The organism is Wocania ichthyoenteri Th78 (genome assembly GCF_000789235.1).
GTDB classification, from domain to species: Bacteria; Bacteroidota; Bacteroidia; order Flavobacteriales; family Flavobacteriaceae; genus Wocania_A; species Wocania_A ichthyoenteri.
This window is the reverse complement of record NZ_KN525716.1, coordinates 1749371-1771684: the sequence shown is the minus strand read 5'-3', so window position 1 is coordinate 1771684 and position 22314 is coordinate 1749371. Positions and strand designations below refer to the sequence as shown.

Annotated in this window: 13 protein-coding genes; 11 read left to right on the top strand and 2 right to left on the bottom strand. The window is 33.5% G+C overall.

What is annotated here, in order from left to right; translation table 11 throughout:
* Positions 1-39 precede the first annotated feature (39 nt).
* Genes RG22_RS07645 through RG22_RS07630 form a run of 4 tightly spaced genes read left to right on the top strand, consistent with a single transcriptional unit; the run spans position 40 to position 5296 of the window.
* On the top strand, positions 40-1320 hold the full coding sequence (locus RG22_RS07645; RefSeq protein WP_034042182.1) for a sugar isomerase: 1281 nt from the start codon (positions 40-42) through the stop codon (positions 1318-1320).
* Between the two features lie 9 nt (positions 1321-1329).
* A complete protein-coding gene (locus RG22_RS07640) occupies positions 1330-2700 on the top strand; it encodes an FGGY-family carbohydrate kinase (protein ID WP_034042180.1) in 1371 nt (456 codons plus the stop codon).
* A gap of 4 nt (positions 2701-2704) precedes the next feature.
* The gene (locus RG22_RS07635; protein ID WP_034042178.1) at positions 2705-3853 is read left to right on the top strand and encodes an alpha-hydroxy acid oxidase; all 1149 of its coding nucleotides are present in this window, start codon (positions 2705-2707) and stop codon (positions 3851-3853) included.
* 36 nt (positions 3854-3889) lie between these two features.
* Positions 3890-5296, top strand: a complete 1407-nt coding sequence (locus RG22_RS07630; RefSeq protein ID WP_034042176.1) for a purine-cytosine permease family protein — start codon at positions 3890-3892, stop codon at positions 5294-5296.
* A 519-nt stretch (positions 5297-5815) separates the two neighbouring features.
* Here RG22_RS07630 and RG22_RS17255 read toward each other — a convergent pair.
* Positions 5816-6601 carry a T9SS type A sorting domain-containing protein gene (locus RG22_RS17255; RefSeq protein WP_052143677.1) on the bottom strand — a complete coding sequence of 262 codons (786 nt, stop codon included), beginning with the start codon at positions 6599-6601 and terminating at the stop codon, positions 5816-5818.
* A gap of 632 nt (positions 6602-7233) precedes the next feature.
* On the opposite strand from RG22_RS17255, the gene RG22_RS07620 reads away from it, so the two are divergent.
* From RG22_RS07620 to RG22_RS07590, 7 genes are all read left to right on the top strand, one after another.
* Positions 7234-9189 carry a beta-L-arabinofuranosidase domain-containing protein gene (locus RG22_RS07620; protein ID WP_034042175.1) on the top strand — a complete coding sequence of 652 codons (1956 nt, stop codon included), beginning with the start codon at positions 7234-7236 and terminating at the stop codon, positions 9187-9189.
* 35 nt (positions 9190-9224) lie between these two features.
* Positions 9225-11498 (top strand): glycoside hydrolase family 3 N-terminal domain-containing protein, encoded by a 2274-nt coding sequence (locus tag RG22_RS07615; RefSeq protein WP_034042174.1) that lies wholly within the window; start codon positions 9225-9227, stop codon positions 11496-11498.
* A gap of 134 nt (positions 11499-11632) precedes the next feature.
* Positions 11633-12988, top strand: coding sequence for a sulfatase-like hydrolase/transferase (locus RG22_RS07610; RefSeq protein WP_244462128.1), 1356 nt, complete (start codon positions 11633-11635; stop codon positions 12986-12988).
* A gap of 101 nt (positions 12989-13089) precedes the next feature.
* The gene (locus RG22_RS07605) at positions 13090-14523 is read left to right on the top strand and encodes a sulfatase family protein (RefSeq protein ID WP_262507888.1); all 1434 of its coding nucleotides are present in this window, start codon (positions 13090-13092) and stop codon (positions 14521-14523) included.
* 27 nt (positions 14524-14550) lie between these two features.
* Positions 14551-15990 carry an arylsulfatase gene (locus RG22_RS07600; RefSeq protein ID WP_052143676.1) on the top strand — a complete coding sequence of 480 codons (1440 nt, stop codon included), beginning with the start codon at positions 14551-14553 and terminating at the stop codon, positions 15988-15990.
* Between the two features lie 42 nt (positions 15991-16032).
* Complete coding sequence (locus RG22_RS07595; RefSeq protein WP_034042172.1) at positions 16033-18969, top strand: sulfatase-like hydrolase/transferase; 2937 nt, start codon at positions 16033-16035, stop codon at positions 18967-18969.
* Positions 18970-18997: 28 nt separating this feature from the next.
* Entirely contained in the window at positions 18998-20215 is a 1218-nt protein-coding gene (locus RG22_RS07590; RefSeq protein ID WP_034042170.1) for a glycosyltransferase WbsX family protein, read from the top strand.
* A 46-nt stretch (positions 20216-20261) separates the two neighbouring features.
* On the opposite strand, the gene RG22_RS07585 is transcribed toward RG22_RS07590, so the two are convergent.
* Positions 20262-22262 carry an alpha-galactosidase gene (locus RG22_RS07585; protein ID WP_034042168.1) on the bottom strand — a complete coding sequence of 667 codons (2001 nt, stop codon included), beginning with the start codon at positions 22260-22262 and terminating at the stop codon, positions 20262-20264.
* Between the last annotated feature and the right edge of the window lie 52 nt (positions 22263-22314).

Below are 22314 nucleotides of genomic sequence, written 5' to 3'. Positions count from 1 at the left end.
TTAAAGTATATATGGGAGTTTTTTTATAAAAAGTAATATATGAAAATAGATAACGGTCAAATTCAAGATATAAACAGTACGCACCTTAAAGCGCATCAAAGCCATTTTGATTTTCTTTCAGATGTGCTAACAAGTAAAGGAGTTGACGTAAATAATATCATTTCTAAGTTAAAAGATTTTCAAGTAGCCATACCAAGTTGGGCATTAGGTGCTGGGGGAACACGTTTTGGGCGTTTTTCATTCTACGGAGAGCCTTCAAACTTAGAACAAAAAATTCAAGATATTGGAATCCTTCATAGTTTAACACAAACAGCTGGTGCTGTTTCGCTTCATATTCCTTGGGATGTTCCTGATGATTACAACGCTATTAAAGAATTAGCCAATAGCTTAAATATAAAGTTCGATGCGGTTAACTCCAACACATTTCAAGATCAAAAAAACGCAAAAGAATCTTATAAATATGGTTCTTTAAGTAATACAAGTAAAGCTGTTAGAGAACAAGCTATTCAACATAATCTAGATGTTATAAATATTGGGAATAAACTAGGTTCAAAAAGCTTAACCGTTTGGTTGGCAGATGGTTCGTGTTTTCCTGGGCAGAATAATTTTCAAACCGCACTTCAACATACCGAAAACAGTTTAAAAGAAATATACAAAGGTTTGCCAAACGATTGGAGCATGCTTATTGAATACAAACCTTACGAGCCAAACTTCTATAGCACAGTAATTCAAGATTGGGGAACATCGTTTATGTTGGCAAATGCATGTGGAGAAAAAGCATATTCGCTGGTCGATTTAGGGCACCATTTACCTAATAGCAATATCGAGCAAATTGTTTCCATTTTAATGCTTAAGGGTAAGTTAGGTGGTTTTCATTTTAATGATAGTAAATATGGTGATGACGATTTAACCGTTGGAAGCATTAAGCCTTATGCCTTATTCTTAATTTTCAATGAATTGGTTTACGGTATGCAAAACAATCCACAAAATCCAGATTTAGCGTGGATGATAGATGCTAGCCATAATGTAAAAGATCCTTTAGAAGATTTAATTCAATCACTTGAAGCTATACAAGAAGCCTATGCAAAAGCACTTTTGATTAATCAAGATGATTTGAAAGATGCTCAACAAAATAACGATGTTGTGAAATGCCAAGAGATTTTACAAGATGCGTATAGAACCGATGTTCGCCCGTTGCTGGAAAAAGCACGTTTAGATGCTGGAGGAGCGCTAAACCCCATAAATGCCTACAGAACTTTAAATGTTAGAAACGAACTAATTAATGAACGTGGTAAAAATACGGTAGCCACAGGATTATAATCGCTTTTTATGATAGATGTAACTGCTGTTTTTGATATTGGTAAAACCAATAAAAAATTCTTCCTCTTTGATAAAGATTACAAAGAAGTTTATAAAGAATATATTTCTTTTGAAGAAATTAAGGACGAAGATGGTTACCCAACCGAAAATTTGCCTGAGCTACAAAAATGGCTAAAAAGTGTTTTTGCTAATATTCTTGAAGCTTCAGAATTTAATGTACAAGCCATAAACTTTTCGTCATACGGGGCAAGTTTTGTGCATTTAGATGAAAATGGCGATGTTTTAACGCCATTATATAATTATACAAAACCAATTGATAAAAGTGTTATTGATTCCTTTGTAGAAGAATATGGACCAAGAAAAGACTTCTTAAAAACTACAGGCTGTTTTGATTTAAGTCTTTTAAACTCTGGTTTACAGCTGTACTGGATAAAACATGCCAAACCAGAAACATTTAAAAAAATTAAGTACTCTTTACATTTACCACAATACTTAAGTTACATTTTCACGGGTATTCCTTTAAGTGAATATACAAGTATAGGTTGCCACACGGCACTTTGGGATTATACAAAGAAAGATTATCACACTTGGGTTTATAAAGAAAATTTGCACCAAATTTTACCCACCATAGTTTCAACCGAAACAAGTATTAATATGAATTATAATGGTAAGCGTATTAAAATTGGGGTAGGTATTCACGATAGTTCATCTGCGCTTTTGCCCTATGTTAGAAGCATAAAGAAAAAATTTGTTTTAGTTTCCACAGGAACTTGGAGTATTGCCTTAAATCCTTTTACTGATAGGCCAATTGCTGAAAATACTGAAGATAAGGATTCTATAAATTACATGAGGATAAACGGAAAACCCGTAAAAGCAACACGTTTATTTTTGGGTAATGAGTATAAATTACAAGTAAAAAAATTAGATAAACTTTATGGGGTGTCTGAAGAGTATCACAGACATGTAAAGTTTGATTATGACACCTATTTTGAGATTCTTCAAGATTTTGAACATATGTTTAAATGGGAAAGCATTACAGATTCAGAAATGCCCGAGGAAACAAAAATACCTTATGATAAATTTGAACATGCCTATCATCAACTTATGCTTGAGTTAGTATTACTACAAATAAAAAACATAAAAGAAGTTATTGGTGATGATGACATTAACCGCTTATATGTTGATGGTGGTTTTAGTGATAATGATCTTTATATCAAACTGTTATCGCATTATTTTAGAGATAAGAAATTGAGAACTACAGATTCTTCACTAGGGTCTGCTTTAGGTGCTGCAATTTGTATTTCTGATAAAAAGTTGAACTCAAAGTTTCTAAAAAAGAATTATTCGTTAAAAAAACATGTCCCATTCATAATAAAATAATATTATGGCAATAAAGTTTGACACACGTTATCCATCGATTGATGATTTAAGAAATAAGGCACAAACAAAAATTCCAAAGTTTGCTTTTGAGTATTTGGATGGTGGCTGTAATGAAGATGTTAATTTACACAGAAACACATCTGAATTAAGAGAAGTACAATTAAAACCAAACTATTTAAGAAACCATAAAGGCTCATCACTTAAAACCAGTTTATTTGGTATAGAATATGATGCACCATTTGGAATTGCACCTGTTGGGTTACAAGGTTTAATGTGGCCCAATTCACCAGAAATACTAGCAAAAGCCGCCTTTGAACATAACATCCCTTTTATTTTAAGCACCGTAACTACTATGAGTATTGAACGTGCTAGCGAATTAACCGAAGGTAAAGCTTGGTTTCAATTGTATCACCCAGCTGAAGACAGATTGCGCGATGATATTATAAATCGAGCAGCCGCAGCAGAATGTCCTGTTTTGGTTATTTTGTGCGATGTACCAACATTTGGTTTTAGACCAAGGGATATAAGAAATGGGCTGGCAATGCCTCCAAAAATGTCTATAAAAAATATTCTGCAAATTTTAGGTAAACCTCATTGGGCGTTTGAAACTTTAAAATATGGACAACCCAATTTTGAAACCTTAAAACCTTACATGCCAAAGGGGTTAGACTTAAAACAACTTGGTAAATTCATGGATCAAACGTTTAGTGGCCGATTAAACGAAGAAAAAATAAAACCAATAAGAGATATGTGGAAAGGCAAATTGGTAATAAAAGGCGTTGCATCTGAATATGATGCTGAAGAGGTTATACGTTTAGGCTTGGATGGTATTATTGTGTCAAATCATGGTGGTAGACAATTAGATGCTGGACAGTCAACTATAAAACCTTTGTCAACTATTGCTGAAAAATACGGTGATCAAATTGAAGTAATGATGGATAGTGGTATCCGTTCTGGTCCTGATGTTGCTAGAGCTATGGCAAGTGGGGCTAAATTCACTTTTATGGGACGTTCGTTTATGTACGGCGTTTCAGCTTTAGGAAAAAAAGGAGGAAACCACACCGTTTCATTATTAAAAACAGAATTACAACAGGTTATGGAACAACTTTGTTGCGAAAAAACAACAGATTTTACTAACCATTTAATCAAATAAGATTTCCATAACAATAATTTAAAAACCAACTAAACCATGAGCCAATTTAATATAGAAGAAGAAATAGAAGATATCGCAGGAGGTGAATTTGAAAGAACGCCAGTTCCTGAATCAAAACTTAAAAGCTGGAAAAGTTTTCTTGGTATGTATGCAGGCGAACATGCTGCAGGAACCGAGTTTGTTATTGGCCCCCTATTTTTAACAACAGGTGTAAGCGCTTTCGATTTAATTATTGGGCTACTGTTAGGAAACCTATTGGCTGTTTTATCTTGGCGTTTTTTAGCTGCTGAAATTGCCGTTAAAAATAGATTAACACTTTATTACCAATTGGAAAAAATTTGTGGTAAAAAGTTAGTTGTTGGTTACAATTTAGCAAATGGTATTCTGTTTTGTTTTTTAGCAGGAGCTATGATAACCGTATCAGCCACTGCTGTTGGTATTCCTTTTGATATGCCAATGCCAAAACTTACCGATACACTCCCAAATGGTATTACTTGGATTCTTATTGTGCTAGCCATTGGAGCTGTAATATCTATAATTGCTGCCCGTGGTTATGATATGGTATCGAAAGCAGCCAATTGGATGTCACCAGTAATTGTTCTTGGGTTTTTAATTTGTGGAATTGTGGCATTAAATCAATTAGGTGTAAGTAGTTTTTCAGACTTTTGGAATATTTGGGGAGAAGGTTCTGAACCATTTCCTGGACAAATAAAATATACATTTTGGCATGTTATGATTTGGTCGTGGTTTGCTAACGGAGCTATGCATATTGGGATGTCAGATTTATCTGTTTTCCGCTTTGCTAAAAAAGCAAGTTCTGGCTGGACAACCGCAGCAGGAATGTACGTAGGTCATTACATGGCGTGGATAGCTGCATGTTTAATGTATGCTGTTTATTTAAAATCGCCTGAAGCACAAGCTATTGTGTCTAGTGGTGGAGCTCCCTCAGTAGCACCAGGGCCTATGGCTTATAATACTATTGGTATCTTTGGAATTTTAGTTGTGGTTTTAGCTGGTTGGACAACCGCTAACCCAACCATTTATAGAGCAGGTTTAGCTTTTCAAGCTATTATGCCAAAAACGTCAACGTTTTGGGTTACTATTATTGCTGGTACAATTGCAACTATAGCTGGGTTATTTCCTGCTTTTGCAATGCAACTATTAGATTTTGTTGCCCTTTATGGATTTATTTTAGCACCTGTTGGAGCCGTAATTGTGTTTGAACATTTCTTTGCCAAAAAGTATGGAGTAATTAAAAATTATGCTGAACAAGCAAACATCAGGTTTAATAAATCTGTTCTATTGGCTTGGGCATTAAGTTTTGGTATATTCTATTTTATATCCGTTCAATTTGGTGTATTTCTATCGTTTGTAACACTGCCTGCATGGTTGTTATGTGGAGTTCTATTTTTAATTTTTAGTAAATATTTTCATCTATCATGATTTAGCGTTTTTATCTGCTATATTTTTTTATTATTCGTAATAGCATTAAGCTGTTTGAAGAGTAAACTAATATTGAAATAGAAAACCTAAAAGCTGAATACTAGAGTAATCCTGAAGGTTTGACACATAGATCTGTTTTTTTGGCAATTATCTTCAGAAAGTTTAAGCAAGCGGGAATTTTTTGAAGGCTTTTCTGTTCCAAAAGACAAAGAGTTGATTCCGTATTTTAATTACTATGGAAAGGAAGCTTTAGTTTCTCTGAAAACTTTTTAAGAATGACTTATGTAGTTAAAGAAGATGGTAAAATAGCTGAAGTTTTAGGCGTCAATGAATAGCTGTTGGTAAACATATTAATGCTATGAAGAGGGATATTTAAAAAAAAGATGGTACAAGAGGCTATTGGGAAATAAGTATTGGCAAATAATTATATCCTCACAAACCCAATAATCAATCCCAAAGCAAAGGTACAAAAGCAATTATAGAGTTATATGTAACTAACTAAAAAGTATATGTTTTAAATTAGTTAATCACTAATTTTTTTGTGATTGAAGCATCGTCTTGAGATACTCTCATTATATAGAGTCCAGCATTTAAAGATGAAACATCTAATGTGTTATTTTTAACGATATTTTTTAAAACTTGTTTTCCTAAAATGTCATAAACATCAACAGTTAAAGTAGCGTTGCTTTTACTTTTAATATTTACAAAACCTGTTACTGTTGGATTTGGGTGCATGCTAAAATCTTCAATTTCTTTTTTTGTTGTTGCAAGTGTGTTATTATCAACAAAAGAAAAATCATCCCAAAAAGCGGATCCGCCATTATATGTTCTAACATCAAATCGGAAACCATCAACATTAGCAGGCCCTGTAAGTTCAACTTCAAACTTTTGCCAAATACCTTCATCTTCTGGAAGATATACTCTAAAAAGTGTTCCATTAGTATAATCAATTGTAGTTCCATTAAGCCAAACACAATTAATTCTAACAGTCTCACCAGTACCTTTAGCCGTTTCAACATAATACCATAAAGTAAGGGTGTAAGATTCCCCTGGTTGTATGCCAGTAAAATCTTGTGAAACAAATACATTTCCTAATCCTGCAGTGTCCATTTTCATTGAGCTTGAACCTGAGTGTACTATACTTGTTTCTTCTATAATTTGTGCAGCTGATCCTTGACTACCTATAACCCAATTATCTGCCATACCAGCATTCCAAGTTTCAAAGCTTCCGTTGGTAACCATTTCTTGCCCAAAAGAAATAGTCGAAATAAAAATCGTAAAGGTTAAAATGTAAATTTTTTTCATAATTTTTTAGTTAGTTTAAATAACCATACTATACATCAATGTTATTGAAATCTATAAGAATTCTTTCAATTATAGATTAAACTTATGCTGTATCACTAGTAATAAAGTTAATTGTTAAACAATAATAGGAAATTGAGAAAAGTAATGTATCCTGTACTGTGCTGTAAACTTCCAATAAAACGGGTTACTATACTTGGAAGGATATAAAATCATGAAATCTGTAGCTACAAAAATTAATCTAGAACCATTAAACCTAATTAAATGTCATTTTAAGTAACATATTAAATAATTTAAAATTTTACAATTATTGGGTTGGGATATCTTAAACCTTAAATTAAATCGATCTTCTCTTTAAACATAAACGAAACCAATTTAATCATTGATGTTGTACAGCACAGCACAGGATACTTTTTCTCTATATGTTTATTATTCTTGTTCTCTAAGTTTTAATAAAAATATTTGTTTTTTTAATAATTAGAGGTTTATGGGTCTCAAAGCTTTAGTTAACAACTATTTTTTAAGAATATTAAATTAACACTCATTTTAAGTATAATTTTGAAAAGAAAAAGAAATTAGACACGATAAAAATAATTGCACAAAGCTTTTGCTAATTTTATAAAAACCAATTAACTATGTATGTTTTAAAACGAAACCTTATTTTATTAATGTTTTCACTGTTTATTCTGACTGGATGTAAGGAAAATAATAAAGACTCTAAAACAACCTTTTCAAAAAGTGAAACAAATATCTTAAAAGTTCAAGATAAATTTTCCTATGCTAATCTTGAAAATGTAAGTATGAAAGGAAAGGTTGGAGATGAGTTGTCAAAAGTCATTGATAAAAGAATAGCGTCTAATTTTGCCGCAACCGAAATTGCCGCAGAAGCGACTAAGGCCTTTGAAATTAGAATGGATGACCAATTCCACGAAGGCCGAGGTCTTTGGCAAGGTGAATTCTGGGGGAAATGGATTTTGTCTGCAATAGCTGCTTATCGTTATTCGGGTGACGAAAATATTAAGCAAACAATAAAAAGAGAAACAGAACGTCTTATTGCAACTCAAGATGAAAACGGATATATAGGAAGTTATAAAAACTCGGCTTATGTTGAAGGAGATGTATGGAACGTATGGAATAGAAAATATACGCTTTGGGGTCTAGTAGAAGCTTATGAGCTTTTAAAAGATCCAAATATATTGAAAGCCGCACAAGGAATGATGGACCAATTGATGACTGAAGTTGGGCCAGACAAAGTTCAAATTGTTGATACAGGTAATTTTTATGGACTTCCTAGTTCTTCGATACTTACGCCATTAGTAAAATTATATGTAGAAACAGGTGAAGTTAAATATCTTGATTTTGCTGAATATATTGTTGCTAATTGGGAATCAGAGCCTGGGAATCCCCCAGCTATAGTCGAAAAAGGACTTACCGGAGTGCCTGTTCATGAATGGTTCCCAGAAAAAGGCAAATGGACCAAAGCCTACGAATTTATTTCATGCGTTGAAGGTTTAGTAGATTTGTATCAAGTTGTAAATAAACCTGAATATCTAAAAGCTTCCAAGAATATTTATAAAGCAATACAAGAGAACGAGAGAGTTATTACAGGTGGTATAGGTTATCATGACAAACTTGTTGGTGCATCCAACGAGCCTGCAGGACTCAATGAACCTTGTGATGTTGTTTATTGGGAACGGTTGTCAGCAAAGTTATTGGCACTTACAGGAGACCAATCTTATGCTGACGAAATAGAGCGTTTAACTTACAATGTACTTATTGGTTCCTTTAATCTTCAAGGAGATTGGGGTGTTAGGCGATTAGGTTTAAATGAGCCACATTTAGTATCTCCGCTTCATGCTTTTACCAATTATCACCAATGTTGCGTTGCAAACGTGCCCCGAGGAATGCTACAATTAGGACAAGTTGCTGTAATGCCTTCAAAAACAAATAATGAAGTTCTTGTAAATCTATATATTCCAGGTTCTTATGAAGTTGATTTAGCAAATGGAAAACCTATAACCTTGGAAATATTTACTGAGTACCCAAAAAATGGAGATGTTTCCATTAAACTGGAAACAAAAAAGGAATTTGAAGGTAAACTGTCTTTTCGTCGTCCTGAATGGTCTAAAGAATTTCATGTTATAATAAATGGTCAAGAAAAAGATTTTGTTATAGATGATGAAAACAATGTTAGTGTAAGTAAAACCTGGAGAAATGGAGACGATATTAAAATTATAATTGATGTTTCTTCTAGAATCATTGGAATATCTAAAAACGAAAAATACAAAGCCCTAATGTGGGGTCCGGTAGTGTTAGCTCGCAGTAGTATTTTAGAAGGAAAAGAATCATTGGATACACCACTTTTTTTTACTAATGACGTTCAGTTATCATTGTTACCTAATGACAAAAAAAGCGATAAAGTTTGGCTAGAATTTTCTGGAAAAACTGAAGATGGAAAGTCATTCAAGGTTTGTGACTACGCTTCAACAGGTAGGGAATATGAAAAACCAACCGATCCCACAGCTTGGCAAGAAATGATTAAAAATAGAGTGACCACCGATCAAAGGGTATGGCTACAAACCAATAAATAAATTTGGTTATTTTAAAATTAGTATTGGATTTAATAATGAATTATAATAAGAACTCTATAAGGATAGCATTTTTATTAATTGTAATTACAATAAAAACTGTATGCTCACAACCATATCTAAACCCTGATTTAACCATAAATCAACGTGTAGATGATTTAATTAGCAGAATGACGTTGGAAGAAAAAGTTGGACAAATGACCCAATATGTAGCATTTAAACATATTCAAGGTGTTAGTGGTGTTGCACAACTTGACGATATTGAGAATGTTAATAGTGATAATGAATTTTATCCCGGTCTGAAAATTGCCGATATTAAGGAAAAAATAAAAAAAGGAGAGATAGGCTCATTTCTTTTAGTTAAAGGCCTTGATGAGGCAAATTATCTTCAAAAACTTGCTGCTGAATCACGGCTAAAAATACCTTTGCTAATTGGTGAAGATGCAATACATGGGCATGCTCTCTATTCTGGTGCAACAGTTTATCCTACGCCATTAGCATTAGCTAGTTCTTTTAATAAAGAATTAGTCAAAAATATAGCTCGGGCTACTGCCAAGGAAATGAGATTGACGGGATATCATTGGACATTTTCGCCTAATGTGGATGTTGCCAAAGATGCCCGTTGGGGCAGAACAGGAGAAACATTTGGCGAAGACCCTCTTCTGGTAGGAGAAATGGGTAAGGCAATGGTAGAAGGTTATCAAGAAAATCTAAAAAATGAAGGCGTACTTTCCTGTTTAAAACATTTTATAGCAGGTAGTCAACCATCCCGAGGTTTAAACTTTACACCAATGGATGCATCCCAAAGGGCCATGAAGGAAATTTGGTTACCACCTTATGAAAAATCCATAAAAGCAGGCGCCAAAACTGTTATGGCGGCCCATCATGACCTTAATGGCGTACCATGTCATGCAAATGACTATCTATTGACAGATATTTTGAGAAATGAATGGGATTTTGATGGTTTTGTTGTAAGTGACTGGAAAGATGTATTTAGACTTCAAACTCTACATAAAGTAGCTGAAAATCTTGAACAGGCTGCTTCACTTTCGGTAAATGCAGGATTAGATATGAATATGCATGGTCCTGGATTTCATGAATATGTGGTAAAGAATGTTGAAAAAGGAATTATAGACTTAAGTCGAGTAGATCAAGCTGTTAAAGCTATTTTGACATCAAAATTTGAATTAGGTTTATTTGAAAAGGTATTAGTTGATGAAGAAAACGAAAAAAAATTATTTGATGAAGAATCCAGAGATCTTGCCTATAAGGCAGCTTTAGAATCGATGGTTCTTTTAGAAAATAAAGGAAATATTTTACCTCTTGATACAAAAAAGTATAAGAATATTTTTATTACTGGACCAAATGCAAATAATCAAACCTTATTGGGCGACTGGGCTGGAAAACAGCCGGATGATAATGTTGTAACTATTCTTGAAGGTGTTCGTAATGGTTTTAAAAATTCAAACGTAACCTATTATGAATGTGAAGATCATAGAAGTATCTCGGACGAAGATATCGATAAAGTAAAGTATAAAGCATCTGAAGCTGATGTATCAATAGTAGTAGTAGGCGATAATTCTTTTAGGACTTATTGGAACAGTAGGACAAATGGAGAAAATTCTGATCGAGCAGACGTGTCATTATTTGGCCGCCAGCTTGACTTGGTTAAGGCAGCCCATGCTTCTGGAAAGCCTGTTATTGTTATTTTGGTCATAGGAAAACCAACCGCTATACCATGGATAAAAGAGAATATTCCCGGTGTTTTAGTGGCATGGGAGACAGGTGCATTTAGTGGTACAGCAGTTTCGGATATTCTTTTAGGGAAATATAATCCTTCTGGAAAGTTGCCTATTTCATTTCCTCGAAGTTCTGGACAATTACCTGTTTTTTATAACCATCGCCCTTCCTCATATTACAGAACATATAATGACGAGGAAACAGGAGCTTTATACGGGTTTGGTTATGGGCTAAACTATTCTAATGTTGTTTTTAGTAATTTATCTGTTCCAGAAAATATAGAAAAAAATAAGTTGATCAAGATAAATGTTGAAGTAAAAAATAATGGTTATTTGCCAATTGATGAAACCGTTTTACTTTTTTTTAGAGATAATTTTTCTTCAGTAACAACACCTGTAAAATCGCTTTTGGCGTTTCAAAGAACGTACCTTAATGCTAATGAATCTAAACAAGTTTTTTTTGAAATACCCTATGAGTCTTTGGCATTACTGAATAAAGATATGGTTTGGGAAGTTGAAAACGGGGAATTTACTTTTTTTATTGATAAGCTCAATGCGGTTTCAAGATATTAGATTTTAAATACCAAAAGAATATATTAAATATGAAAGAAAAAAAATATAATTATCTAATAACTAGTACAGTAAATAAAATATCTCTGTTGTTTGGGTTTTTAATATTTGTATTAAATTTAGTTGGATGCAATGAGTTGACCAAACAGGAACAGGTAAGTAATACGAAAGAAAGATATAATGGAGATAGGCCTAATATTGTATTTTTACTAACCGATGACATGGGGTATGGAGAATTAGGATCTTATGGACAAAAAACCATAAAAACTCCCTTTTTAGATAGTCTTGCATCAATAGGGATGAAATTTACCGATTTTTATGCGGGTACTTCGGTATGTTCGCCTTCACGAGCGTCCCTAATGACCGGGTTGCATACAGGTCACTTAAGTATTAGAGGCAATCAAGGACATATTAATGGTAAATGGGATAGAGTTCCACTGAAAAAAACAGAAAAAACATTGGGAGAAATGCTTCAGTCAAACGGATATCAAACAGCTATGATAGGTAAGTGGCATTTAGGGGTTCCGGAAGATGAATCGACTTGGGCAAAAGGTAGAGGGTTTGATTATGCAGTACAGGAACAGTGGGGACAAGATGTAAATGGAAATGAAATAGACGAAAGAGTACATTGGGTAAACAATAATCAAGATTCCGTGTTTTATAACTATAACAATTATAAATGTTTAGACGAGTTTAGAACGGATTTTGCCTTGGATTATCTGGATGAAAAAGATAATGACAAACCGTTTTTCCTGTATATGTCTTATAGAACGCCTCATGCACATGAATTTTTCTTGAGTAAAACGGATTTGTATATAGAAAAGATAGAGGAATGGCCAGAAATTGAAAGACGCCATGCAGCTAGAATAACCATGCTGGATACTCAAATAAAAAGACTTTTTGATAAGTTAAATACTAGTGGAGAGTTAGAAAACACCTTAATTATATTCACCAGCGATAATGGCCCGACTAGTGAAAACCATCATAGTTATAAATTCTTTAACAGCTCAGGCAAACTAAAAGGTTTTAAGCGTGATGTTTATGAAGGAGGAGTTAGGGTGCCAATGATTGCTTATTGGAAAGGTAAAATTAAAGAAAGCACAATATCCAATCATCAAGCAACTTTTTATGATGTTATGCCGACGTTAGCTGAGTTAACCAATTCCGAAATACCTAACAAAACTGATGGAATTTCATTTTTGCCAGAATTATTTGGTAGAGAGCAGGTAGAACATGATTTTCTATATTGGGAAATCCAAGAAGGGCAAGCGGTACAAGGGTTTAGGCAGGCCATTAGATTTGGTGATTGGAAAGCGGTGAGATATGGAAATAATTTTCACACGGAATTATATGATTTATCAAATGATATAAATGAAGAAAATGATATTTCAGGTTCAAATAAAAAAATAGTTGAAAAGGCAAACATGCTATTGAAAAGAGAAAGTGTTAAAAATGAACATTATCAGTTTTCTGGAGGTGTTTTTGAAAATTAATAATATTTGATATGTTTAATAGAATCCTACCAATCTTAACTACTTGCATAATTTTAATTGCTTGTAAACCAACAAAAGATAGAGGAATTGCTGAGGTAAATTTGGATACACCAAAACAACCAAATATTATTTGGTTAATGGCCGAAGATATAAGTACGGACCTAGAATGCTATGGAATGCCAAATGTAAAAACCCCATTTTTAAATAAAATGGCGGAGGAAGGCATTCGATTTGATAATGCTTTCGTAACGAGTCCTATTTGCTCCCCTAGCCGCTCAGCTATGATGATAGGAACCCACCAAGTTAAAACAAATACACAGCACCATCGTAGTAATAGAAATGTTGTTTTATCACCAGATTATAAGCCATTTACTAAATTATTGCGTGATGCAGGATACACAACAATTTTAGGGCATCATTCTGTACTGATGAAAGGGCGGAAAATAGATGTAAACTTTAAGCATGAACCCATAGGGCTCTGGGACGGCAAAGAACAATTTGGTCTATTTGATAAGTACGATACTTTTGAAAAAGTAGACGAACCATTTTTTGCTCAAATTCAGTTAAAAGTTACCCATCGTGGGGATTGGTGGGACGAGATCAGAGAACAGTCAAAACACCCAATAAACCCTGAAGAAGTAATAATGCCACCTTACATGGCAGATCATCCAAAAGTTAAGTTGGACTGGGCTAAATACCTTGATCAAATTGAATATATGGACAATGAAGTAGGAATGATTTTTAAAGAATTGGAGGAAAAAGGATTGATTGACAACACAATAGTAATTTTTATTGGAGATAATGGGCGTTGTAATATTAGAGGTAAAGGATATTTGTATGATCCTGGTTTGCGAATTCCATTAATTGTATATTACCCAGCTAAATTTAAAGGAAGGGAAATTAGAAATGATTTGGTTAGTGCAACCGATATAACCGCAACTATATTAGATTTTGCTGGTATAAATCCACCCGATTACATGACAGGAAAGCCAATGTTTTCAAAAGATTTCCATAGAGAATACATCTATGGTGCCAGAGACTTATGGGATGAAGTGGAAGAAAAATCCAGAGCAGTGGTATCCAAAGAGTGGTCATATATAAGAAATGACATGCCTGAAGTCCCTTATGATGCACACCAAGCTTATTTGGAGTTTTTTAGACCAAGTGTTCACGTAATGCGTAAACTATACCAGGAATCTAAGCTAGATGGAAATCAAAAACCATTTTTTGAGCCTACCAAACCCAGTGAAGAATTGTATAATTTAAAGAACGACCCTTATCAGTTAAATAATCTAGCTTTTAATCCTGATTACCAAGATGTGCTTAAAAAATTACAAAATGAAACAAAATATTTTGATCAAGCCATGACTTCTAAGTCAAATATTTTAGAACCTGTAAATTATATTGGGCCTAAGGTTATTGAATGGATAAAAAAAGACCGACCAGAGGATTATGAAAGAATGGTTGCAGGAGAGGAAATTGGATATAAAAAATTTATGAACCTATATAACGAGTCTTTAGAAATCAAAAATTAGAGACAAATAGTATTTGGTTTATTTATTATGAAAAAAAATATACTTTTATTTAGTTGTGTGGTTTTAGTTTTTGCTTGCAAAAAGGCTGGCAATAAGAATGTTGAAAATAAACCAATAACAAACACAAAGCCAAATATCATTTTTATATTGGCAGACGATTTGGGATATGCTGATATAGGCCCTTTTGGCCAAAAGTATATCCTAACCCCAAATTTGGATAAAATGGCAAAGGAGGGGATGCGTTTTACGCAACATTATGCTGGAAACACAGTTTGCGCACCCTCTCGTTGTGCTTTGATGACAGGAAGGCATATGGGAACAGCTGATGTTAGAGGCAATCTTCAAGTAGAGCCCTATGGACAAGTACCGTTGAGTGATGATGCCATTACAATCGCCGAACTACTTAAGAGAGCAGGATACGAAACAGCCTTAATTGGTAAATGGGGGCTCGGTAACCAAAACACTTCTGGAAATCCTCTAAAACAAGGATTTGATAGTTACTATGGGTATCTAGACCAGGTTTTAGCCCATAATTATTACCCCGAATACCTTCTTAGAAATGATAAAAAAGAAATGCTGAACAACAAAGTGGTCTATCAAGACAGTACCGCTTGGCATAAAGGTTTGGGCAGCCACTCCGAAGAACAGGTCGATTATTCCCATGACCTCTTCACCAAGGAAACTTTGAAGTTTTTGGAAAAAGATCGAGATCGCCCATTTTTTCTTTATTTGCCAATAACCATACCACACGTTAATGATGAAGCCCCAGAGGGTTTTCTTATGGAAGTTCCAGACCTTGAACCGTATGAAAAAGAAACTTGGTCTCGGGAAACCAAGGCTTACGCCTCAATGATTACACGAATGGATAAGGGAATAGGGGAGATATTTAACAAGCTAAAGGAACAAGGGCTTGATGAAAATACATTGGTAATCTTTACGAGTGATAATGGTCCTATCCAAGGAGAGGAGCCTACGGAATTCCTTGATAGCAACGGCCCATTAAAAGGCGGTAAAAGAGATTTATACGAAGGCGGCATACGAGTGCCTTTTATTGCTCGTTGGCCAGAAAAAATTAAGATAAATACAGAAAGTGATCTTATAAGTGCTTTTTGGGATTTTCTACCTACTGTATGCGAAATAGCAAATGTTAAAACTCCCAGCAATATAGATGGAATATCCTATTTGCCTACATTGTTTGGCAAAAAACAAAAAGAGCATGAATATCTTTATTGGGAGTTTCCAAAAGGTGGATATAAGGTTGCTTTGCGTAAAGGAAAATGGAAGGCTGTCCGCAGAAATATGGAAAAAAATCCTGAATCTACTATAGAACTTTATAATCTAGAAGAGGACTTGGTAGAAGAAAACAATGTGGCTGATAAATATCCGGAGCAAACCAACGAAATGACAAGATTATTGAAGGACGCCCATACCTTTTCAGAAATATTTCCCATGCCCGGAGAGAACTAGTTTTGTTTCAAAATAATAGTTAAAAATAAATAGTTTAAATAAATGAGAATTATTATACCTGCTTTTATACTCTTTTGTGTTTTCCAGTTAAAGGCTCAAGAAAAAGTTAAAACGGATAACCCCAACATTATATTTATACTTACAGATGATCAGCGTTTTGATGCTTTAGGCTATGTAGGTAATAAACTTATTTATACTCCTGAAATGGACAAATTGGCTAAAGAAGGCGTTTATTTTCAAAACGCAATGGTTACAACGCCTATATGTACAGCCAGTAGAGCCAGTATCTTGACAGGACTGCATGAAAGGACACATCGTTTTAATTTTCAAACAGGGAATATTAGGGAATCTTACATGATAGATTCTTACCCGAAAATCTTGAAGGATAATGGGTATTATACTGGTTTTTATGGTAAATATGGCGTGAGGTATGATGGTTTGGATAAACAATTTGATGCTTATGAGTCTTATGATAGGAATAATTCGTTTAAAGATAGAAGAGGTTATTATTATAAAGTCCTACAAAAAGATACCGTACATCTTACCAGGTATACTGGGCAAAAAGCTATTGATTTTATTGCAAAGGCAGAAACAGATATACCGTTTTGCTTATCGTTAAGTTTTAGTGCGCCTCATGCCCATGATGCTGCAAAAGAACAATATTTTTGGCAGAGAGAGTCAGACTCTTTATTACAAAAAACCCATATGCCGGGACCAGAGCTTGCAGAAGATAAATACTTCGAGGCGCAACCTGAGTTTGTGCGCAATGGTTTTAATAGATTAAGATGGGAGTGGCGTTACCAAACTGAAGAAAAATATCAGCATAGTATCAAAGGGTATTATAGAATGATTTCTGGAATTGACAGGGAAATTTTCAAAATACGAGAAGAACTCAAAAAAAAGGGGATTGATAAAAATACTGTTATTATTCTTATGGGTGATAATGGCTATTTTATGGGAGAACGCCAATTAGCCGGTAAATGGCTATTGTATGATAATTCCATTAGAGTGCCTTTGATAGTTTTTGATCCACGGCAAAAAAATCAAAAAGATAGCGATATCATGGCGTTAAATATTGATGTGCCTGCTACTATCTTAGATTTGGCTGGGTTAAAAAAGCCTAAAACATGGCAAGGAAAAAGTTTAATGCCAATTGTGTCAAACAAAACTAAAAATTTTGACCGCGATACAGTACTTATAGAGCATATATGGGAGTTTGACCACATTCCTCCTAGTGAAGGATTACGAACTAAAGAATGGAAATATTTTAGATATGTTAATAACAAGTCTGTAGAAGAACTATATTACCTAAAAGATGATCCTAAAGAAATAAACAACCTAGCCAAAAAGAAGAAGTACTCTGATAAATTAAAATCTTTTAGGGAAAAAACTAACGAACTTATATTAAAATATTCCGATGTTTATTCATCTGGGCCAAGTGATTTGGTTGTAGAGTGTATAAGAAATACCGATGGAGTAACGATATTTGATTCAAAACCTGAATATGGTTGGGTTGTTCCGTGTAGCGATATAATACAATTAGGATATCAAATATTAGTATCTTCTTCTAAAGAGAATTCAATGAACAATATTGGTGATGTTTGGGATAGTGGCCAAATCCGGTCAAGTTCATCATCAGAAGTGGAGCATGGAGGTGAATCTTTAAAAAATGGAGCGACATATTATTGGAAGGTGCGTATATGGGATCAAGAAAATCGCCTTACAGACTATTCCAAAATGCAGTCTTTCACCATAAGCAATGCAGAAAAGAATATCTCACAACTCTCTCATCAAGCCTATTGGGACAATAACACTAGTAATTTTAAAAGTTCAGATATTATTTTAAATAAAGTTTGGAATTCGTCAAAATCATCAATAAAAACTATTGCATTTAATGGCGAAAATTATGTAAATGAAGATTGTAATATTGGTCTTTTTAATGGAGCATATGCCTATTCTATTCAGTTAAGTCACTATGCAACAGATAAAGAGTATGCAGTTGCAAGAGAGCACATAGAAAAATTAATTGTAAATCCTGGATTAAATATAGAATCGCAATTGTATTTAGCACTTATGCTTCATGCCGATTATACGTATACCGGAAATGCAGAATTGATAAAGAAATATTATGACAAAATTAAGCCAAAAACACTATACCGGCTTACTGATGAAAATGGTCTATTAGCAAAAGGAAAATTAACCCCAGAATTTTTATATAATACTGGCTTTAAAAAAAGATGTGAAGATTTGGTTAAAAAAGATATAAATAACATAGATATAAATGTGATTAATATTCTTTTTCACCAAAATATGAAAATCATGTCCGAGTTTGCCTCAATTCTAGGAAAGCCACAAGAAAAATTAGAGTTTGAGGTACTTGCTTTAAAGGCAAAAATGGCCTTAAACAAAAAAATAACCAATAATAAAGGTAGTAGCGCAAAAAAAGATGAAATGTCTCTTAACGCCTATATATTGGCTTCAGCATTTGATATTCTGCCCCAGGAATATTTATCAGATTTAGTAAACATAAATGTAGCTGATGATATTTATAAGTCTCAATATTTAATAGATGCTTTATACAAAAATAGAGAACAAGATAGGGCTTTAGATGTGCTTATTAATAGTAGTACGTTAAAAATCGTGCCTACTAATATTGTTTCAAGACGCCTTTGGGGAATTCAACCTAAAACTCCAGGTTTTGGTGTTGCCAATATAAACCCAAAAATGGGAAACCTAAAAAATAGTAGTATTAAAGTGCCCACAATAAAAGGCTCCATTAAAGCTGAATATTTATACGAAAACCCCAGATTGCAAATTTTTAATATCGAAATTCCCGGAAATATGGTAGCTGAATTTGGAATAGACTTAAAATCCAAAGAAGAATTAATTCACAATGGAAAAAAAGTAAATACTATTTTTAGTTCTATTAGATTGGAAGCGGGTAAACATCAAATAGAAATTATAACCAATTCATTTTAAATAAGTAATAATTATATAAAATAGAACCATGTTTAATTTGAAAGATATAAAATTACAAGTGTTATTCTTTACAATTGCCTTGTTAATATCCTGTTCTAAACAAGCAAGAAGGCAAGATGTTGGCAATGTTGTGAAAAAAGAAAAGGCTACAGATTACAATGTAGCGGCTTATGTGTGGCCTTCCAATCATCATGATGAACGCTTTGGCGATATGCTTTGGCCAGAAGGTACAGGGGAATGGGAAATAATAAAAAAAGGTAATGCTAGGTTTGAAGGACACTACCAACCAAAAGTTCCTTTATGGGGTTATGAGATGGATAATGACTCTAAAGTAATGGAGAAATGGATTGACGCAGCCACAGACCATGGCATTAATACCTTTATTTTTGACTGGTATTGGTTTGATGAAGGACCATTTTTGGAAAGTAGTTTGGATGATGGGTTTTTAAAAGCTAAAAATCATGAGAAAATGAATTTTTATCTTATGTGGGCTAACCATGATGTTAAAAGAAATTATTGGAATGTACATAAATACAAAGATGATGATAGTTTATTGTGGGATGGAGCTGTCGATTTCAAAAATTTTAAAATTATAGTAAAAAGAGTCATAGATAAATATTTTGAAAAGCCAAACTATTTAAAAATGGAAGGCAAACCGGTTTTTTCCATTTTTGATATAAATAACTTAATTGAAGGTTTTGGAAGTTTAGAAAAGACTATTTCTGCGTTACAGTATTTTAGGGATGAAGTAAAGAAGGCAGGTTATCCAGATGTGCATATTCAATTAATTTCTGTTGGCTCACCAAATGAAGATAGATTGAAAACAATAAAAGCCCTTAAAATCAATAGCCTTACTCAATATAACTGGGGAGGTAAAAAGGAGCTTGATTATATAAAATGGGCTAGTAAAGCCATTGATTTTAGGAATCAATGGAATAATAATATTGAAATTCCTTTTTTCCCAAATGTTTCAATTGGCTGGGACGATACACCAAGATTCCCTCATAAAGGAGAAGAACATGTAATTCGTTACAACAAATCACCAGAAAGTTTTGGTGCATTTTTACAGGAGGCCAAAGAATACTGTGATGAGCATTTTCAACAGGAAAAACTAATTACAATTTTTTCATGGAATGAGTGGATTGAAGGTGGTTATTTATTACCTGATAGAAAATATGGGTATCAATATTTAGAAAAAGTAAAGGAAGTAATGGAAAATTCCTATAATTCTTATGAAAATTATTAGTTTTTATACATGTATCTCATTAAATAATGATTTAGTGTTAATTAAACTAGTCTATAATTTTATATGAAAGGAATAAAAAATCGGCAGAATTTTCTATAATAAATTCTAACCCTCCATTAGCATCACATGTCATAATTTGTTTTTCTCCAGATATTAAATTTTTAATTTCTATTTTCTTTCCATAACAAAAATTAAGATTTAACTTTTTTCTATTTTGAGAATTATTAAGTTCTCTAAAAATCATTAAAAACCCAGAACCATCTTCAAGATGATTTTGGAAACCTGTCCAACTTCTGTCATCTGGCTCATCTCCTATAGGGAATACATAACCTTCAAACATTTCTTTTCGATATTTTTTGTAGACTGCTAGGAGGGCTTTTATTTCCTTTCGGGCTTCTGGGGTATAGTAATGTGTTTCCTGAAAGAAAAGTGGACTGCCCATGAGTGCTATGGCGGTAACATATTTATTATTATGTAGATGTGCGTCACTTCTTTTCTTATCCGTTCGTTCAATATTTTGTACCGATATTTGAAATTTGTTAAGGTTTAAAAATTTTGATACATGCCAAGCGTCTCTGAGCATGAGGTAAGGTACATAACCTGTTTCGCTGTTAAGTTTAGTTGTGCGATTTGCTAGGTAAATATTGCCATATTCTCTTCCAAAAAAATAGCCTGTTCTTGGTTCATTTTCTGTAACGTCCCAATTAATTCTAACCGTACGATTCGTATAATCTACAAAATTACGCGATAATTTCATTATATGCTCAAGCTCATCATAATTATGTAGATTAATCATATCAAACTTGTAATATGTAAATCTACCATCATCATAGGCTTGTTTTAGATCTTCAAGATTGGCTGCCCAATTATGCCCATATTTTGACAAAAATTCATCGTTTAAACTCCCTAAAGAGAACCAAACACCTAATTTTAAATTTTTTGATTTGGCAAGTGAGACAACATTTTTCCATCCGTTTGGATATCTTGTTTTATCTGGTTTCCAAGTAACAGTTGACATTGCTGGTATATCTTTAGGGTTTTGCCAACCGTCATCTATTTGTTGAACATCTATTCCAAGTTCAGACTGAACTTCAATTTCTTTCAAGACATTTTCTTCAGTCGAAGCTTCCATGCGGTTGTTGCTTCCCCATGTATTGGCCAATATATAAATATCAAGCTCTTTATTTATAGGATAACGCATGCGGTCAAATCGTTTTATTTGTTTTTGCATGTTAATTTGTTTTCCAGTATAAACTAAACACCAATTGGCCCATGCAGAACGCCACTCATTTGTTAAATCTGTAACCTTTAAGCCCCAACCTGTTGTAGTGAGGCCTTTTGAGTCTACTACAAAGCTCCCAGTATCTAGCCCAAATTGGTTAACACATTTATGAGACTCTTTAATGAAAACTACCCCACTTTCATCATTCATAGCACTAAAAATACTAGCCCAGTTATAGTTTTCGGGTTGTAAGACCGTGCCAGTAATTATCTCCTCTTTCAAGATTTTAAGATTAGCTGCATTTCTTTCTTGGGTGTGGTTGTAATAACCCACAACTTTTCGATCTATATTTTTCCAGTTGATTGGTAAATAATCACCTCTAGGTTCTTCATTAATGGCTAAATCCCTATTCATTCCTTGTAAGGCCTTTATTTTTAGCTGAGTTCTTAAACCAGGTGCTTCAGGATATACCCAAATAATGTATTTAATAGAAATATTTGTTTCGTAAGTTATTTGTGCTACAAGTTCAATATGCTTGGAGGTGTAGCCATCGTCATTACTTATTTTTGCTGTTAATGCATCTATTTTACAAGGTGTGTTATTATCTATTAGTCCAGGTAAACTCCAATCTGCTTTAAATTGATGCTGTTCTTTACACCATTCTTTGTTAGATTCAAGATTTTTTAGGCTAGATGTTATAAACCCATAACCGGACCATTCCCAAACTCTTTGAAATTTATTTGTTGATACAATAAGTTTTTGTCCATTTGAAGTTACTTTAGCATCTCCTAATTGAACATCTATAATCGGAAGAGTTGTTTGCATTGCATTCACATTAGTGTAGAATGTGAGCAAGAGAATATTTAGTAATATTTTA

Bases quoted from the DNA above. Each gene is read 5' to 3' on its own strand.
- RG22_RS07600 (WP_052143676.1), top strand. From the start codon at position 14,551: ATGAAAAAAAATATACTTTTATTTAGTTGTGTGGTTTTAGTTTTTGCT.
- RG22_RS07645 (WP_034042182.1), top strand. From the start codon at position 40: ATGAAAATAGATAACGGTCAAATTCAAGATATAAACAGTACGCACCTT.
- RG22_RS17255 (WP_052143677.1), bottom strand. From the start codon at position 6,601: ATGAAAAAAATTTACATTTTAACCTTTACGATTTTTATTTCGACTATT.
- RG22_RS07630 (WP_034042176.1), top strand. From the start codon at position 3,890: ATGAGCCAATTTAATATAGAAGAAGAAATAGAAGATATCGCAGGAGGT.
- RG22_RS07620 (WP_034042175.1), top strand. From the start codon at position 7,234: ATGTATGTTTTAAAACGAAACCTTATTTTATTAATGTTTTCACTGTTT.
- RG22_RS07635 (WP_034042178.1), top strand. From the start codon at position 2,705: ATGGCAATAAAGTTTGACACACGTTATCCATCGATTGATGATTTAAGA.
- RG22_RS07585 (WP_034042168.1), bottom strand. From the start codon at position 22,262: ATGCAAACAACTCTTCCGATTATAGATGTTCAATTAGGAGATGCTAAA.
- RG22_RS07590 (WP_034042170.1), top strand. From the start codon at position 18,998: ATGTTTAATTTGAAAGATATAAAATTACAAGTGTTATTCTTTACAATT.
- RG22_RS07615 (WP_034042174.1), top strand. From the start codon at position 9,225: ATGAATTATAATAAGAACTCTATAAGGATAGCATTTTTATTAATTGTA.
- RG22_RS07640 (WP_034042180.1), top strand. From the start codon at position 1,330: ATGATAGATGTAACTGCTGTTTTTGATATTGGTAAAACCAATAAAAAA.
- RG22_RS07595 (WP_034042172.1), top strand. From the start codon at position 16,033: ATGAGAATTATTATACCTGCTTTTATACTCTTTTGTGTTTTCCAGTTA.